This window comes from Streptomyces sp. CNS606 (assembly GCF_000426325.1).
The window spans coordinates 1-17482 of the sequence record NZ_AUFD01000010.1 but is presented as its reverse complement, the minus strand read 5'-3'; the positions used below and the strand labels follow the sequence as shown (position 1 = coordinate 17482).

Here is a 17482-nt window from a genome sequence, read left to right as displayed (position 1 = left end):
GACCGCCCTGCTGTTTGCCCCGGCCCCCCATCCGCCCGCTCGCCGCGAACGGCGTCCGGCGGGCATGCTGTGAGGAAGATCCCGGCTCCTGGGTTTCTCACCGTCAGCGCGGCCACCACTACAGTCCGTGTCCTCGCTCTTTTCTGGCGCGACGTCCTCCGGAGGCAGTCCATGGCACGCCACTCAGAGTCCGGCCGGCCCATCGAGACGGTGTACGGCCCGGATGCGCTGCGGGACTGGGACGCCGCCGAGAAGCTGGGGGAGCCCGGCGCGTACCCCTTCACCCGAGGCGTCTACCCGTCGATGTACACGGGGCGTCCGTGGACGATGCGGCAGTACGCCGGGTTCGGCACCGCGACCGAGTCGAACGCGCGCTACAAGCAGCTCATCGAGCACGGCACGACGGGTCTGTCCGTGGCCTTCGACCTGCCGACGCAGATGGGCCACGACTCCGACGCGCCGATCGCCCACGGCGAGGTCGGCAAGGTCGGCGTGGCCATCGACTCGGTCGACGACATGCGCGTCCTCTTCGACGGCATCCCGCTGGGCGAGGTGTCCACGTCGATGACCATCAACGCCCCGGCCGCCCTCCTGCTGCTGCTCTACCAGCTGGTGGCGGAGGAGCAGGGCGTCGATCCCGCCCGGCTGACCGGCACCATCCAGAACGACGTGCTCAAGGAGTACATCGCCCGCGGCACGTACATCTTCCCGCCGAAGCCGAGCCTCCGGCTGATCGCGGACATCTTCCGCTACTGCAGGGCCGAGCTCCCGCGGTGGAACACCATCTCGATCTCCGGCTACCACATGGCGGAGGCCGGAGCGACGCCCGCGCAGGAGATCGCGTTCACGCTCGCCGACGGCGTCCAGTACGTGCGCACCGCCGTCGCCGCCGGGATGGACGTGGACGACTTCGCGCCGCGGCTGTCGTTCTTCTTCGTCGCGCGGACGACGATTCTCGAGGAGGTCGCCAAGTTCCGCGCCGCGCGCCGGATCTGGGCGCGGGTGATGAAGGAGGAGTTCGGCGCGGAGAACCCGAAGTCGCTGATGCTCCGCTTCCACACCCAGACCGCGGGCGTGCAGCTCACCGCGCAGCAGCCGGAGGTGAACCTCGCGCGGGTCACCGTGCAGGGCCTGGCGGCGGTGCTCGGCGGCACCCAGTCGCTGCACACCAATGCCTTCGACGAGGCCATCGCGCTGCCCACCGACAAGTCCGCCCGGCTGGCGCTGCGCACCCAGCAGGTGCTCGCCTACGAGACGGACGTGACCGCCACCGTCGACCCGTTCGCGGGCTCCTACGTCGTGGAGTCGATGACCGACGACGTGGAGGCCGCGGCGCTGGAGCTGATGGAGCAGGTCGAGCAGCGCGGCGGTGCGGTCGAGGCCATCGAGCAGGGCTTCCAGAAGGATCAGATCGAGCGCAGCGCGTACGCCGTGGCGCAGGAGCAGGAGTCCGGCGCGCGCGTCGTCGTCGGCGTCAACCGCTTCGCCGGCGCTCAGGAGGAGCCGTACGAGCCGCTGCGCGTGGACCCGGCGATCGAGCGGCAGCAGGCGGACCGGCTGTCCAGGCTGCGCGCCGAACGCGACCAGGGCACCGTCGACGCGGCGCTCGACGGGCTGCGGAAGGCGGCCGAGGGCGGCGACAACGTGCTGTACCCGATGAAGGACGCGTTGCGCGCGCGGGCCACCGTCGGTGAGGTCTGCAACCTGCTGCGCGAGGTGTGGGGCGCCTACGTGCCCAGCGACGTCTTCTGAGCACGGGATGCTCTCGCCGGAGGGGCGAGGCTCTTCGCGGGGGAGGGGGAGGCTGTTGCGGGGGCGGCCGGAGCGGTCCCCTCCTGATCCGTTCCGGCCGTCCCCGGCGCTGTGGCGGCCCGAGCGGGAGCTCGCAGGACATCCCGCTCGGGCCGCCGTCGTGACGGTCGGTCAGGTGATGGTGGGGATGGCCGCCGTGCGCCGCGGCTCACCACCTGACCGGCCGGGCATCAATCCGCGACCGGCCCGTCCCGTTCGTCCCCGGCGGTCGCGCGGTTGTGCTCGCGTCCCATGCCGGGGAGCCTGACGTGTGCGCGATCATTCGGTCAACGACGTGGACACTCTGTTAAATAAGAACCTGTGTGAAGGGCGCATGACACCGCGAGAGGCGCGGTGGGCGAGGAGGTCCGCCCCTAAACTGTTCACGGGACGAGGCGGGCCGCAGGTCCCGGGCGCACCCGGCGGTAACATGCGGGCCACCCCCTCACGCCTCACGTCCGATGGAGGCAACGCAGTGCTCCCCGCCGACGAGACCGCGCAACCCGGGGCACCCGGTGCCCCCGACCCGGGGCGACCGGGCCGGACGGAGCCCCCCGGACAGCAGGGTGGGCCGGGGCAGCCCGGCCGCCCGAACGGCGCCCTGCACGCCGCGCTGCGTGACGGGCCCTTCGAGAGCGCTCTGGACACCGCCATCCGCGCCAGCGGCCTGAGCATGGAACGCATCCAGCGCCGTCTCGCCGACCGCGGCGTCGAGGTCAGCATCACCGCCCTCAGCTACTGGCGGCGCGGCCGCAGCCGCCCCGAGCGTCCGCAGTCCCGGCGGGCCGTCCGGCTCCTGGAGGAACTCCTCGCGCTCCCGACCGACTCCCTGGTCGCCCTGCTCGGCCCGCAGCGCCCCCGGGGCCGCTGGACGGGCCGCGCGGACACCAGCCTCGCCCCCACCCGGCTGTGGCAGGGGTACCAGTCGCTGTCCGGCCTGCTGGACGACGTGGGCAACACCGACGACGGGCTCTCCCGCGTCGCCGTGCACGAGCGCTTCGAGATCGACGCTCGGGGCGCCGAGTCCCGCTGGACGGCCTGCCTGGTGCTGCGTGCGGAACGGGACGACGTGGACCGCTGCGTGGTGATCAGCCGCGGAGACGAGCCGGGCCGCCCGCTCCCCGACCTGGTGGACGTGCGCAACGCCCGCCCCGGCCGGGTGCGCAGCGACCCGGACGTGCCGATCACCGTCACCGAGCTGCTCCTCGACCGCGTGCTGTCCAAGGGGGAGACCGCGGTCGTCGAGTACACCACGGCGTACCCGACCAGCGGGCGCGCCACCGACGAGTGCGGGCGCGGCTTCCGCACCCCCGCGGCCCTCTACACCCTGGAGGTCACCTTCCACCCGGACCGGGTGCCGGTCCGCTGCTACCGCTGCGCAGGGACCGCCGCCACCGGTTCGCTCCCGGTCGTCGGCCCGGTCTGGATCAGTCCCCGCGGCCGGGCGCACATGGTCGTCCAGGACGCGGCGCCCGGCTTCCACTCGCTGCGCTGGGAGTGGGACTGACACCGGGCCCGTGCCGTGGCCGGTGCGCCCCCGGAGCTCTTTCGTATGACTTTTCTTCGCGACCCCTTGAATAAGTAGTACCTAGCGCGTAACTTCCCGTTCCGGTCTTCGCCAGGGAGTTCGAAGTACGGAGTTTCGTCATGGAAGCAATCGAGCCGGTCTACGGCACGGCGACGCTGCTGCTCATCGCGGCGGGCGCGGTCGCCCTGCTGCTGTTCCTCATCATGAAGGTGAAGCTGCACGCCTTCGTCGCCCTCGTCGGCGTCAGCGTCGTCACCGCCCTCGCCGTCGGCTTCCCGATGGCCGACATCCCCGACGTGCTGATGTTCGGCTTCGCCGACACCATCGGCTCGGTGGCCATCCTCGTCGCCTTCGGCGTGATGCTCGGACGGCTGCTAGAGGTCACCGGCGGCGCCCAGGTGCTCGCCGACACCCTCATCAACCGCTTCGGGGAGAAGCGCGCGCCGCTCGCACTGGGCGTCGCCGCGCTGCTGTTCGGCTTCCCGATCTTCTTCGACGCCGGACTGGTCGTCTTCCTGCCGATCATCCTCACCGTCGCGCGCCGCTTCGGCGGCTCGCTGCTGTTCTACGCGCTCCCCGCCGCCGGCGCCTTCGCCGCGATGCACGCCATCGTGCCGCCGCACCCCGGCCCGGTCGCCGCGACCGAGCAGCTGCGCGGCGACATCGGCGTCACCCTGCTCGTCGGCATCCCGGTCGCCGTCGTCGCCTGGTACGTGGGCGTCTACCTGGTCTCCCGCTGGCTCGGCAAGCGCGTCTACGTCTCCGTCTCCGACGTGGTCTTCGGACAGGTCCGCGACGAGCACGGCCGTACAGCCGAACAGCGCGCGGAAGCCGGCGAGAGCGCGGGCAAGGGCAAGGACACCACCCCGGGCAAGGGCCGGGAGAAGGACGAGACCGCCGACGCCCCGGCGCTCGGCCACCGGCCGCCGGCCTTCGGCACCGTGCTGCTCCTGCTGCTCATCCCGCTCGTGCTGATCTCCTTCGACACCGTGCTCGACACGCTCGGCGCGGCGGACGTGCTGGACGCGGAGACCGGCTTCCCGGCGTTCCTCGGCCTCCTCGGCAACACCACGGTCGCGCTGCTGATCACCGTGCTCGCCGCGATCCTCATGCTCGGGCGCCCCCGCACCTCGATGGCCGGCGTGCGCGGCATCGTGGACGAGGCGCTCGGCCCGATCTGCGCGATCATCCTGATCACCGGCGCGGGCGGCATGTTCGGCGGCGTCCTGGAACTCAGCGGCATCGGCGACGCACTCAGCAACTCGCTGTCGGACCTGGGCATCTCCCTGATCCTCCAGGCGTTCATCATCGCCACGCTGCTGCGCGTCGCGCAGGGCTCGGCCACCGTCGCCCTCACCACCACCGGCGGCCTCATCGCGAGCGCGGTGAACGAAGCCAACCTGGGCGACTTCCACATCGCCCTGCTCGTCGTCGCGATCGCCGCCGGCGCGACCGTGCTCTCGCACGTCAACGACTCCGGCTTCTGGCTGGTCAGCCGCTTCTTCGGGATGGACGAGAAGACCACCCTGAAGACGTGGACGGTCATGGAGACGACGCTCGGTCTGTCGGCGTTCGTCATCGCGCTCGGCCTGTGGGCCGTGTTCTGACGGCACCGCCCGCCAGGCGCCCGGGCCGACCCGACCCCTCCCGGGACGGCCCGGGTCCCGCCGTCTCGGCGGCGGGACCCCGCAGTACCCCGCAGCGGCGCCTACGGCGCCAGCACGTCCAGCTCGGCCATCGCGCCGACGGTGATCTCCGTGGTGAGCTGCTCCGCCCGCTCCGGATCCCGCGTCCGCACCGCCTCCGCGACCTGCACGTGCAGCGTGACGGCCGCCGGGTCCGGATCGGTGAACATCACGTCGTGCTCGGTCCGGCCGGTCAGCACCGCCGCCACCACGTCGCCCAGCCGGGCGAACATCTCGTTCCGCGACGCCCGCAGCACCACGCGGTGGAACGCGATGTCGTGCACCAGGTACCCGTCGAGCTGCTGGCCTCGGGAGGTGGCGACCATTCCCATCGCCTGCTCGGTCAGCTCCGCGCACTCCTCCGGCGTCGCGTACTGCGCCGCGAGCCGCGCGGCGGCCGGTTCCACGGCACAGCGCAGCATGGTCAGCGAACGCAGCTGCCGCCCCCGGTCCGCGCCCTGGAGGCGCCAGGTGATCACCTGCGGGTCGAACACGTCCCAGGACTCGGTGGGGAGTACGGTGACGCCGACCCTGCGGCGCGACTGCACCAGGTGCATGGACTCCAGGACCCGTATCGCCTCGCGCATCACCGTCCGGGAGACCTCGAACCGCTGCTCCAGCTCGTCGGTGCGCAGCACGCTGCCGGGCGGGTAGTCACCTCCGGTGATGGCCGGCCCCAAGCTGGCCAACACCTTTGCATGCAGACCCTGCCGCTGATTCTCCATGCCCCTCAGGTTACGGTGCTCCCCTCCGAAATATGTATGACTTTTAAGCCGCATGCCCTTGAATACGTAGCACTTTTGGGCTTGGCTGTACGCGGTACCGAGAAGAGCGAGGTTGTACTGATGTCCGCACCCCGGGTCGTGGTCGTCATGGGCGTGTCCGGCACCGGCAAGTCCACCGTCGGCGCCCTGCTCGCCCAGGAGATCGGCGTCCCGTATGCCGAGGCCGACGACTTCCACCCGCCGGCGAACATCGAGAAGATGTCGGCCGGAACCCCCCTCGACGACGCCGACCGCGCGCCCTGGCTCGACGCCATCGGCGCCTGGGCGCGCACCCGCACCGATCACGGCCCCGGCCTGCAGGGCGTCGTCAGCTGCTCGGCCCTCAAACGCGCCTACCGCGACCGGCTGCGCGCCGCCGCCGACGGCCTCTACTTCCTCCACCTCGACGGCGACCGCGCACTGATCGCCGGTCGTCTCTCCGGCCGTCGCGGCCACTTCATGCCCGGCGCCCTGCTGGACTCCCAGTACGCCGCCCTGGAACCACTGGAACCGGCCGAGGACGGCATCCGCCTCGACGTCACGGCCACGCCGGAGGAACTCGTCGCCGCGACCGTGCGGGCGCTGCGCGCCGCCGAGGCCGGGGCCGGCTGAGCGACCGTCCGAGGGCACACCATCCTGCCGGGCGTCCGCGCCACGCTTCCCGCCCCGCGCCCATGCCGTGGCGCGTCCCACGGCACGGGCCCGCCCTGCCCCGGACCCCTGCCCCGCCCGCCGTGCATCGCTCCGGCGACGCGCGTCAGCCGAGGTGCCGCCGCACGCGCCGGGCGATCCGCCGCACCGCGGCGTTCCGCGGGAGGAACGCCAGCGGCGCCGGCACCGCCCCCGGCAGGGCGAGCGACGTCAGCCGCCGCCGCTTGAAGTACCGCCACGTCCCCGCGTCCAGCCGCGTCGCCAGATACCGCTCCGCCTCCGGCCGCAGCGCAGGGTAGATCTGCGCCTGCATGCAGAACCCCACCGCCCGGACCAGCGCCGCGACCGCCTCGCCGTCACCGGGGCCCGGCGCACGCCAGGCGCGCACCGCCTCCGCGTCGGCCAGGTCCGGCAGCAGCGCGTCCACCAGCGTCACCGGCACCCGGTTGCTGTTCTGGTACGGCGCCAGCCGGTCGAGCAGCACGTCGGTACCCGTCCGGGCCACCGGCAGTCCGTACACGGTGGCCGCCGTCAGCAGCGCCGTGGAGAAGCAGCCGACGACGAGCGCCGGACGCAGCCGCTCGTACAGCACCTCCGCGAGCACCGGCTCGTCCCGTACGCGCAGCTGCACGCCCAGCTCCCCGGCCTCCTTCTCCAGCGTGCGCGAGTAGCGGGCCGGCGCGACCGGGTGCGGCTTGAACACCACGCTGCGGTGACCGAGGCCCGCCGCGCCGCGCAGCATCCGCACGTGCAGGCGCTCCTCCTCCTCGTCGGTGAGGATGCCCAGCGCCGCCAGGTACTGGCCGAGCAGCAGCGCCGGGGCGCCCTCCCGCGGCTCCCCGGGGGCCGGGTCGTCGTCCGGCAGCTCCCGCAGCACCGACCGGAACGCGTCCGTCGGCACGACCTCCGGCTCCACCCCGAACTCCGTGAGCAGCAGCGGCCGCAGCCCCGGCACCAGATCCAGATGCAGCAGCCGCCGCACCCGCGAACCGACCAGCGGGTCGAGCTTGTTGCGCGTGGGGCCGTAGCTCATCAGGCCGTCGGCGTAGACGTCGATCGGCGCGTCCGGGAAGAGCTGCGCCACGGCCAGCGCCGGATGCACCTGGATCGACTCCAGCACGAGTTCCACGGCGTCCTGCCGCTGGTCCTCGCCCAGCCCCCACAGCATGCGCAGGTGCCGCTCCCACAGCGGCGCGTCGTCCGGGCGGGGCGTCCAGCCGCCGGGGTGGAACGGGCGGATCGCGTCGTTCCACGACACCACGCGGTCGAACCGGCCGCGCAACCGCGCGAAGCCCGGCATCCGGTCCGGTGACGGCGCCGTCTCCGGATTCGGCGCGTTGTTGCTGACCAGCAGCAGCCGTCGGTCCGCCGGCCCGAAGCACCCCGCGTCCAGCGCGGCGGCCAGCGTCGCCGCGCCGTACAGCGTCGAGACGAAGAAGATCTGCGTACGCGTCGGCGCGGTCATCGGGCCGCCACCTCCCGGGAGTCGACCGGCCTGCGCCGGAGCCTGCGCAGGCGCGTCGCGCGCTGCACGTCCATCGAGTCCAGCGCCGCGTCCAGCACGTCGGCGGGCATCCGGCGCAGCGCGGCCGCGCTCTTCCGCCGCAGCGTGCGGGCGACGTGCGGCTCGAACCGTCCGCTGGTCAGGTGGTGGGAGATGATCGCGCAGTACGTGCGCACCGCCTTGGGCAGCAGCACGTCCGCGTCCCGGTCCCGCGCGGTCTCCTCGACGACCTGGTCGAAGGCGCGCAGGAAGTCCAGCTGCCGCACATCGCCGATCTGCGTCAGCGACGAGGCGACACCGCGCCGGTAGAAGACGCCCAGCAGCCCCACCACCGCGAACGAGGCCGCCTCCCGGTGCAGCCGCCAGATCCACGGCCGGTCCTCGGCCGTGCGCAGCCCGTCGGTGAAGTGCAGCAGCCCGTCGTCCAGCAGCCGGCGGTGGTAGATCCCCGCCCAGGCGTACGCGTAGTCGACGGACGTGGAACGTTCGGCCGGCAGTATCGCCGCGCGCGGGTCGGTCACCACGCCGCGACGGCCGTGCGGCACGCGCGCGAGCGTACGGGCGCGCGCCGTGCACTGCACGTGGTCGGTCCGCACGAAGTCGCAGCCCAGCGTGCTGATCGCGTCGACCAGCTCGCGGTAGTAGCCGGGCGCCAGCCAGTCGTCGCCGTCCAGGAACGTGACGTAGCGGCCCGTGGCCGCGTCCAGGCCGGTGTTGCGCGCGGTCGCCAGGCCGCCGTTCTTCTCGTGCCGGATCAGGACCGTGCCGGGAATTTCTCTTTCCGCGCGTTCCAGAATCTCCGGAGTAGCGTCGGTGGAACAGTCGTCGACCAGAAGGAACTCGTAATCCGGCCGCGCGTTGTCGCGCAGACTTCTCAGAGTGTCCGGGGCGTACGACTGCACGTTGTAGAACGGCACGATGACGGAAAGCTCAACCACCCTCGAGACGCTATGCGGCCGCCCGGCATTCGTCGTGACCTGCGCCGTACGTGAAGGTGAACTCCGGGCGGCGGAATGGTGAACCACGGCGCCGCGCTTGCCGGTTGGCCATTCGGCGGCCCGCTGTTCACCGGGTGTTGGCCATGCGTTGGGCCGTGAATCGAAACGGCTTCCTAGCGTCGTCCACGTGCCATCCCGAATTCCTTCCCGACCGCTGTCGGCCGAGCGCGTCGCCGTACTCGCCGATTCGGACACCCGCTGGAAATGGGGCGCGCTGACCGCGCGCCGCCTCGCCCCGGACGCCCGGATCGACGGACTGCTGCTGCGCGGCCGCGCGACCCCGACCCCGCGCCAGCTCGCGGAGGTCGGCGTCGCGACCGACACGCTCCGCGAGGTGACCGGCGCGCAGTTCGTGCGCGCCGCGCTGCGCGGGGACGCGCCGTACGACGTGGTGGTCCTCGCCTGCGTGGGTGGAGCCGTGCAGGCGATGCTGCACGGGCTGGCGCGCGCCGCCGCCGAACCGGTCGGGTCTCCGGCCGCGCGCCGGCCCGTGCTGGTCACGGGATACGTCGGCATCGTCTACGAGAAGCTCGCCGACGGCCTGCTGCTCCGCCACGGCGCCGACCTGGTGCTGGCCAACTCCCGCCACGACGCGGAACGGTTCCGCGACGTCTACCGGGGCGTCGGCGCCGACGCGAGCGGCGTCGTCGAGTGCGCCCTCCCCTTCCTCGCGGGCACACCCGGCGGCGACGGCGCCACCTCCGGCACGGCGGGCGCCTCCGCCCCGCCCGCCGGAGGCCGACCGTTCACCGTCACCTTCGCCGTGCAGCCGTCCGTGCCCGACAACCGGGCCGACCGCGCGTATCTGCTGCGCCGGGCCGCCGAACACGCCCGCGCCCACCCCGCACGCGAGGTCCTGATCAAGCTCCGCAGCAGGCCCGGCGAGCACACCACGCACATCGAGGAGCAGCCGTACCAGAAGCTCGCCGCCCGCGTGCCCGGCGGCCTGCCCGCCAACTGCCGCCTCGTCTACGGCCACATGGGCGAGGTGCTGGACCGTACGGACCTGCTCGTCACCGTCAGCTCCACGGCCGCGCTGGAGTCCCTGCACCGCCGCGTCCCCACCGCGGTCCTCACCGACCTGGGCGTCCGCGAAGCCCTCGGCAACCACCACTTCCTCGGCTCCGGCTGCCTCGCCTCCTGGGACGAACTCGACGCCGGCCACCTGCCCGAGCCCGACCCGGAGTGGACCGCCCGCCAGGGCGTCCGCCCCGACGGCGGCTACGACGCCGCGTTCGACGCCGCCCGCGCCCGCGTGGCCGAACTCGCCGCCGCGCCCGAACTCCCGCTGCCCGCGCCGTACTACACGCCCGTCACCGCGCCCGGCTACCTGCCGCGCATCCTCGCCCGCTACGGCTTCCGACCCGACGGCTCCCCGCGCCCCGGCGCCGACCTCGGCGCCTCCGGCGCCGCGAACGGCCTCCGCGCCGTGCTGCGCACCGCCGTCCGCGAGGCCGCCCGCGGCGCGTACCGGCACGGCGTGCAGCGCGTCGCCCCCGTCATCCGCCGCATGGGGGACCTGTGACCGGCACCCACGCCACCGCCCCGCACGACCAGGCCGCACCGGCCGCGAAGGGAACCACCACCATGGCCGTACCGCAGCCGCACGGCGACGCCGCCACCGCACCGCGCGTGCTCGCCGTCATCCCCGCCCGCGGCGGCTCCAAGGGCGTGCCCGCGAAGAACCTCGCCGAGGTCGGCGGCCTGCCGCTCGTCGCCCGCGCCGTCCGCGCCTGCCTCGGCGCCCCGCTGGTCACCGACGTGGCCGTCTCCACCGACGACCCCGGCATCGCCGCCGCCGCGTCCGCCGCCGGCGCCGAGATCGTCGAGCGCCCCGCCGACCTCGCCGGCGACCTCGCCACCAGCGAAGCCGCCGTCCTGCACGCCCTGGACACCCACGAAGCCCGCCACGGCCGCGCCGTCGACGTCGTGCTCCTCGTCCAGTGCACCAGCCCCTTCGTCACCGCCGACGACGTCCACGGCGTCGCCGCCGCCGTCACCGAGCACGGCGCCGACAGCGCCCTCACCGTCGCCGCCTTCCACGGCTTCGTCTGGCGCGAGACCACTGCCGACGACGCGGCGGCGGCCGGCGGCCACGGCGTCAACCACGACACGGCGCACCGCCCCCGGCGCCAGGACCGCCCCCAGGACCACCTGGAGACCGGCGCCGCCTACGCCATGGACGTGGCCGGCTTCCGCAAGGCCGGCCACCGTTTCTTCGGCCGCACCGCACTCGTGCACACCGACCCGGCCCGCGTGCTGGAGATCGACGACCCGCACGACCTCGCCCGCGCCCGCGCCCTCGCCCCGCTCCTCGACGGCGAGACGTCGGCCGCGACGGGCACGTCGGCCCCCACCGCGCAAGCCGTACCGCGTCGCGACGACGTCGACGCGGTCGTACTGGACTTCGACGGCACCCAGACCGACGACAGGGTGCTCGTCGACTCCGACGGACGGGAGTTCGTCGCCGTGCACCGCGGCGACGGCCTCGGCATCGCCGCGCTCCGCCGCGACGCGCTGAAGCTCCTCATCCTGTCCACGGAGGAGAACCCGGTCGTCGCCGCACGCGCCCGCAAGCTGCGGGTCCCCGTGCTGCACGGCATCGACCGGAAGGACCTCGCCCTCAAGCAGTGGTGCGAGGAACAGGGCGTCGCGCCGGAGCGCGTGCTCTACGTCGGAAACGACGTCAACGACCTGGGCTGCTTCGGCCTCGTCGGCTGGCCCGTCGCGGTCGGCAGCGCCCACGACGTCGTACGCGGTGCCGCCCGGGCGGTCACCACCGCGCCGGGAGGCGCGGGCGCGATCCGCGAGATCGCCTCGTGGATCCTCGGCCCCTCCCTGAACACCTGATCCCCTCCTCAACAGAAAGACCTCTGCCATGACTTCGCAGAACCGCCTCCGGACCCTCGGCGACAAGACCGTCGGCCCGGGCCGCCCCGTCTACGTCACCGGCGAGATCGGGATCAACCACAACGGCGACCTCGAGAACGCCTTCGCCCTCATCGACGCCGCCGTCGAAGCCGGCTGCGACGCGGTGAAGTTCCAGAAGCGCACCCCGGAGATCTGCACCCCGCGCGACCAGTGGGACATCGAGCGCGACACCCCGTGGGGCCGGATGACGTACATCGACTACCGGCACCGCGTCGAGTTCGACGAGGACGGCTACCGCGCCATCGACGCGTACTGCACCCAGCGCGGCATCCACTGGTTCGCCTCCCCGTGGGACACCGAGGCCGTCGCCTTCCTCGAGAAGTTCGACGTCCCCGCCCACAAGGTGGCGTCCGCCTCCCTCACCGACGACGAGTTGCTGCGCGCCCTGCGCGCCACCGGCCGCACCGTCATCCTCTCCACCGGCATGTCCACCCCGAAGCAGATCCGGCACGCCGTCGAGGTGCTCGGCAGCGACAACATCGTGCTCTGCCACGCCACCTCCACCTACCCGGCCAAGGCCGACGAGCTCAACCTGCGGATGATCCACACCCTGCAGGCCGAGTTCCCCAACGTCCCCATCGGCTACAGCGGCCACGAGACCGGCCTCCAGACCACCCTCGCCGCCGTCGCCCTCGGCGCCGACTTCGTCGAACGGCACATCACCCTCGACCGCGCCATGTGGGGCAGCGACCAGGCCGCCTCCGTCGAACCCGGCGGCCTCCAGCGCCTGGTGCGCGACATCCGCACCATCGAGGACTCCCTCGGCGACGGCGTCAAGAAGGTCTACGACAGCGAACTCGCCCCGATGAAGAAGCTCCGCCGCGTCAAGGGCGTCGTCGCCGAGACCGAGGAGCAGAACGCGGACCGCGAGCCCGCCTCCGTCTGAACGGCCCCTCCCGCCGTGAGAGAACGCACCGAACCCCCCGAGCCGGACCCGGCGCACGCCGTCGGGCCGGCCGGGGGGCCCGCCCCCCGGACCGACGGCACCCTCGCCTTCGTCGAGAGCCCGGTCCAGCTCCTCAACGTCCTCGAATGGGCCCACGCCCACGCCTCCCGAACGCACGGCCCCCACGCCTCCCCTCCCCACGCCTCCTCCCGTACGGCTGCCGCAGGCCCCGAACCGCTCCGCATCGTCGTCCTCCCGCCCCACGACCCCATGACCCGCGGCCAGCTCCGCCGCATGGCCGAACTCGCCCGCGACGAGGGCCACCGGGTGGACTGGACCGAGGCCCGCGGCGGCACCGGCCCGCTCAAGACCGTCGCCGCCCTCTCCCGCCCGCTGCGCCGCGCCTCCCGCGTCGTGCTCGGCGACCCCTTCTCCCGCTACGTGCAGCTCCTGCTCGCGCTCACCACCGCGCCGCGCATCGTCGTGGTCGACGACGGCACCGCCACCATGGAGTTCGTCGCCCAGCTCGCCCGCGGCGACCGCCTCACCCGCTGGCACCGCACCGGACGCGGTAGCCCCGCGGCCACCCTCTTCGCCCCGGTCTCCCGGCGCGCCCGCACCCGCCTGGTGCCGTCCGCCGCCCGCCGCGTGGACCTCTTCACCGCCATGCCCGTCTCCGACGCCGCGGCCACCCTCGGCATCACGGTCCTGCCGCACGACTTCGCCTGGACCCGCGCCCGCTTCGGTCCGCCCCGCCTCACCCGGGGCACCGACCTGATCGGCACCTCACTCGTCGAGACCGGCGTCGTCGACCTCGACCGCTACCTCGCCGCCGTCCGCTACCTCGCCCGCGCCCACGGCGCCACCCGCTACTTCGCCCACCGCCGCGAGAGCGCCGACAAGCTGCACCGCGTCACCGCCGAGACCGGTCTGGAGATCGTCCGCCCCGACCTCCCCCTCGAACTCGTCGCCCGCCGCGGCCCCGTCGGCCGTACCGTCCTCAGTTTCCCCTCCACCGTCGTCCACACTCTCCCCCTCGCCCTCGCCGGCACCGACGTTCGCGTCACCACCTGCGACATCGACCCCGCCTGGCTCACCCCCGGCGCCTCCCCCCGCGCCCACACGTTCCTCACCACCATCACCACCACCGCCCCCACCCCCCGCCTCCCCACCGGCCCGTGAGCGCGGGGGAGACAGCGCGAGGAGTCCAAGCGAACCCCGATGCGTGCGCCAGGCACGTCCCCTGACTCGGTTCGGGCCATTGATCAGGCAGAACGTCAGCTTCGACTGGTGAAGACGACGTCCACCACAGCTTCGAAGGATCAAAACGCGGCGGGGAAGGAACAGGCAGCCTGGGAGCATGCACAGGCCATTGGCGTCAGCCGCCGCCACGACGTCAGAGACCAGCGGATTCTCCTCGTCGATGACGTGTGCACCACCGGGTTTCAGCTCAACTACGTCGCCTCGCAGTTGCGCAAACAGGGCGCCGCTGACGTGCAGGGATTAGTCTTAGGTCGCTTCGCTTGGGACACCCCGTAGCGCACCTGTTCCGGTGGGGTTGCATCCCCATCCTGCTCTCCGCAAGCCGCACGCTTTCGCCGCCAACCTGGGCCCGGACCAGAATGGTCCCATACCCGCGGGAGCGCAGAGCAGATCGTCTGCGCGGCCTTGGCGCCGCCTCCGCCGGGACCAACCCCACGCGTGCGGGGAGCAGTCTTCTAAGGAGTCGCGCATCTTCTCGGTGATGAGGCCATCCCCGCGGGTGCCGGGGGCAGACTAAGCGTTTGCCAACCTCAGTTGAGCGGGTCAAGTGCAGGGTGAGGACGGCCTGAACGAGGCTGGTGATGCGGGTGGTTGAGCATCGGAGCTTGCGCAGGAGGCGCCAGGTCTTGAGGGTGGCTATGGCCTGCTCGACGAGGGCGCGGATCTTCGCGTGCGAGTGGTTGATGGCCTTCTGACCTGCGGACAGCGCCTCCCGGCGCCCCCAGTAGGGCACCCGGATGGTGCTGCCCGAGCCCCGGTATGCCCTGTCTGCCCAGAACTCCACGCCGGCTTCGTCCAGGGCATCGATGATGCCATGGGTTCGCGCGGCCTTGATGTCGTGCACGGCTCCGGGCAGCGGGCGAGGCCCATAGCAGCCGCCCCGCGGGATCGATGATGACCTGCACGTTCATGCCGTGCTTCTTGTGTTTCCCGGAGTAGAAGGGCCGGTCGGCGGCGATCCTGTCGATCGGCAGCAGCGTGCCGTCCAGGATCACGAACGCCTTGGTGGAGGCGGTTTTCGTCGCCTCTGTGAGAGTCGGTGCCAGCTTGGCCAGCAGATCGACGGCTTCGCGGATGTAGCGGCAGGCGGTACTCGTTCCGATCTGGAAACCTGCCGCGAGCTGGGCGTACGTCGTCCCGTTCCGCAGGTGCGCCAAAGGCCAGGAGGGCGTGACGACAAGCCGAGAGCCGGCGCCAGCGGTTGCCGATCCGGCGGCGGTGTTCACGCAGGCGAGCGGCGAGGAAACGCAGGGATCGGCTGGACACGTCCAGCCCGCACGGGTAGACGAGCACACGAAGCCTCTGGTGGGCGAGGGAATCTTGGTCGTGAACCCGTCTACCAGGGGCCTCACCCATCTGTCAGCCCAACCACCCGACCCACAGGACAAGTTGGCAAAGACTCCGTGACGCTGAGGTCCCGCTCCACCCAAAAAACGCTGCTGTGGGGGCACCGAGTTGATGCCCCCACAGCAGATTCAGGTACGGGTACGAGTCGACCAAGGCCAGTCCGAAAGTGCATCCTAAGATCCCTGTCGCCAGAGATCGAGGTGCGGCTGACTGGTGGAGGGGGGATTCGGCGACGCGCTGCAATGATGGATCAACTAATCGCCGCAGTGGCTAGTTTTGAACTCAGTGACGGTCCGGCTTCCGGCGCCGGATCCCGACAACCAACGCGGCGAGCCCGAAAGCGACGATTGCCACCATGAACGGCGTCAATCCGTGCGACTTGAGCACTGACACTAGGACCTGTGGGTCGATTATGAGAGATATCGCCACCACGTAGCCCAAAATAGTGCCCGCAATTATAGCGCAGATCCATTGCACTGCACGCATCGTTTTGCCCCTCCTGATCGACAGACGGTGGAGCTACGGTACGGGCCGTACGAACTCGACGACCACTGTTTCCGTCACGCTGCCATCGTCGTCTGTCGTCGTGGCGCGTGTCGTACCTGTCTTCGCTCCGTTCCCTCCTGTGGGGGCAGGCATGTCGAAGTCAATCTCGAAGGGCTTGCCATCCTCCGTGCGGACCAGGTCACCGTTCCGGTCAGCGACTTTGACCGTGTCTGGCTTCTCACCTCCAGGCTTTGCCCAGTCAGGCATCGGAGGCGCAGCCCCCTGGGGCTGCGTGGTCAGGGACTCCGCGGGTAGGTAGTGGGAGCCTGACCAGATGGGAGCGTTGGAGCCATGCCATACACCGCTGTCCCGCATGGCGGAGAAGTTCGTGAGGCCGTAGTACCCCGGACCGCAGAGCCCCCCTTCAGGTGCCGTCCCAGTCAACCGGAAGGTGGCTGCGGGCTCGCTGTTGTAGTACCACTTGTCTGTTCGGAAGCAGACGACCCATTCGTCGACGACCCAGGTGTGGACGACCATGCCCTCGCCGAGCAGTCCGGTGTTGCGCTCCTACTCGAAGTTGCAGTCGAGCGGGCTGATGTCGGGGTCATACTGCGATCGAGCTTCCCCCTTGAAGTAGCCGCCACCCGTCGAACCGTGTGAGGTCTCAGAGTAGTTCATCAGGCAACGCGAAGAGTCGGCATTCGCCCACACGTACTCCTCAAAGTACACGTAGTGCGCCGCAGCTGGGCTGGATAGGCTCACTGCGAGGCCGAAGGCTGCACTGAGTGTCGCGGCCATCTTGGCGGTGGCCGCAACTGCGCGTCTCGGGACTCTCATTCAATCTCCTGTGATCGCTTCGTGGAAGGTCGCTTCCCTGGCGTTCGACAATCACGATCACACAGGGCGATAAACAGATGATGAACGTCGACATGTTCCGCGGTCCAACACGCCGGGGGGTGTCTCTATGTCTTTCGTCAAGTGTTGGCGGGGGTGCGGGGTTGGTGGAAGGTGCCGTCTCGGAGCATGGCGAACAGGACGCTGATGCGGTGGCGTGCGAGGCGGAGGAGGGCTTGGGTGTGGGTTTTGCCTCGGGCTCGGCAGCGGTCGTAGTAGGTGCGGGAGGCCGGGTCGTGGAGGGCTGCGAAGGCGGAGAGGAACATGGCGCGTTTGAGCTGCCGGTTTCCTGTTCTGGGGGCGTGTTCGCCGTGGATGGAGGTCCCGGAGGACCTGGTCGCCGGTGCGAGGCCGGCGTAGGAGGCCAGGTGGGCGGCGGTGGGGAAGCTGCTGCCGTCGCCGACGGTGACCAGGAGGACTGCGGCGGTCCTGACGCCGACGCCGGGCATCGAGGTCAGGACCTGGTGAAGAGGGTGGGCCTCCAGGAGGGCCTCGATCTGCGTCTCCAGCGCCCGGCGTTGTTCGTGAACTGCGGCGAGGGACTTCGCCAGGGACGGCACGATCACGTCCAGGGTGCCGGTGCCGGTGCCGGTGCCGGGGACGACGACGGTCTGCTCGTCCAGGGCGTGGAAGACGTCGTCGATGAGCCGGGTGGCCATGCGTGGGGCCTTGGGGCGGATGAGCTCGATGAGCTTGCTCCGGCCGGCTTTGCGCAGAGCCTGTGGGGAGCCGTAGCGCTCCAGGATCCAGGTGA

At 71.6% G+C, this 17482-nt stretch carries 13 protein-coding genes and 1 pseudogene; 9 read left to right on the top strand and 5 right to left on the bottom strand.

Translation table 11 applies throughout. The annotated features are described in order from the left end of the window. Positions 1-171: 171 nt before the first annotated feature. The 3 genes from K304_RS0107625 (at position 172) to K304_RS0107615 (ending at position 4926) form a co-directional block, all read left to right on the top strand. Positions 172-1752, top strand: a complete 1581-nt coding sequence (locus K304_RS0107625; protein WP_027763258.1) for a methylmalonyl-CoA mutase family protein — start codon at positions 172-174, stop codon at positions 1750-1752. 514 nt (positions 1753-2266) lie between these two features. After that, positions 2267-3298: a hypothetical protein gene (locus tag K304_RS27885; RefSeq protein WP_051308078.1), complete on the top strand. Its 1032-nt coding sequence runs from the start codon at positions 2267-2269 to the stop codon at positions 3296-3298. 140 nt (positions 3299-3438) lie between these two features. Further along, complete coding sequence (locus K304_RS0107615; protein WP_027763257.1) at positions 3439-4926, top strand: GntP family permease; 1488 nt, start codon at positions 3439-3441, stop codon at positions 4924-4926. A gap of 101 nt (positions 4927-5027) precedes the next feature. Here K304_RS0107615 and K304_RS0107610 read toward each other — a convergent pair whose 3' ends face one another. Beyond that, entirely contained in the window at positions 5028-5729 is a 702-nt protein-coding gene (locus tag K304_RS0107610) for an FCD domain-containing protein (RefSeq protein WP_027763256.1), read from the bottom strand. 120 nt (positions 5730-5849) lie between these two features. Between K304_RS0107610 and K304_RS0107605 the strand changes: the two genes are divergently transcribed. Then, on the top strand, positions 5850-6380 hold the full coding sequence (locus K304_RS0107605; RefSeq protein ID WP_027763255.1) for a gluconokinase: 531 nt from the start codon (positions 5850-5852) through the stop codon (positions 6378-6380). Positions 6381-6525: 145 nt separating this feature from the next. Here the strand turns inward: K304_RS0107605 and K304_RS0107600 are convergent, their stop codons facing one another. Together K304_RS0107600 and K304_RS0107595 are read right to left on the bottom strand one after the other, a co-directional pair. Further along, positions 6526-7884 (bottom strand): polysialyltransferase family glycosyltransferase, encoded by a 1359-nt coding sequence (locus K304_RS0107600; RefSeq protein WP_027763254.1) that lies wholly within the window; start codon positions 7882-7884, stop codon positions 6526-6528. Continuing rightward, entirely contained in the window at positions 7881-8861 is a 981-nt protein-coding gene (locus K304_RS0107595) for a glycosyltransferase family 2 protein (RefSeq protein ID WP_027763253.1), read from the bottom strand. Before K304_RS0107595 ends, K304_RS0107600 begins: the two co-directional genes overlap by 4 nt. A gap of 199 nt (positions 8862-9060) precedes the next feature. Here K304_RS0107595 and K304_RS0107590 point away from each other — a divergent pair, with 199 nt between their 5' ends. The 5 genes from K304_RS0107590 to K304_RS27875 all read left to right on the top strand — a co-directional run bounded on the left by K304_RS0107590 (position 9061) and on the right by K304_RS27875 (position 14277). After that, positions 9061-10446, top strand: a complete 1386-nt coding sequence (locus K304_RS0107590; protein WP_051308136.1) for a DUF6716 putative glycosyltransferase — start codon at positions 9061-9063, stop codon at positions 10444-10446. 62 nt (positions 10447-10508) lie between these two features. Next, positions 10509-11771 carry an acylneuraminate cytidylyltransferase gene (locus K304_RS0107585; protein WP_027763251.1) on the top strand — a complete coding sequence of 421 codons (1263 nt, stop codon included), beginning with the start codon at positions 10509-10511 and terminating at the stop codon, positions 11769-11771. Positions 11772-11799: 28 nt separating this feature from the next. Further along, positions 11800-12738: an N-acetylneuraminate synthase family protein gene (locus K304_RS0107580; protein WP_027763250.1), complete on the top strand. Its 939-nt coding sequence runs from the start codon at positions 11800-11802 to the stop codon at positions 12736-12738. Between the two features lie 15 nt (positions 12739-12753). Continuing rightward, positions 12754-13920 (top strand): hypothetical protein, encoded by a 1167-nt coding sequence (locus K304_RS27880; protein WP_051308076.1) that lies wholly within the window; start codon positions 12754-12756, stop codon positions 13918-13920. A gap of 108 nt (positions 13921-14028) precedes the next feature. After that, positions 14029-14277, top strand: coding sequence for a phosphoribosyltransferase (locus tag K304_RS27875; protein ID WP_037789548.1), 249 nt, complete (start codon positions 14029-14031; stop codon positions 14275-14277). A gap of 259 nt (positions 14278-14536) precedes the next feature. Here the strand turns inward: K304_RS27875 and K304_RS32015 are convergent. Beyond that, positions 14537-15294, bottom strand: a pseudogene (locus tag K304_RS32015) (IS5 family transposase); the annotation flags it as partial. A gap of 1514 nt (positions 15295-16808) precedes the next feature. Further along, the coding region (locus tag K304_RS0107550) for an IS110 family transposase (RefSeq protein WP_027763247.1) at positions 16809-17482 on the bottom strand (674 nt) is incomplete at its 5' end.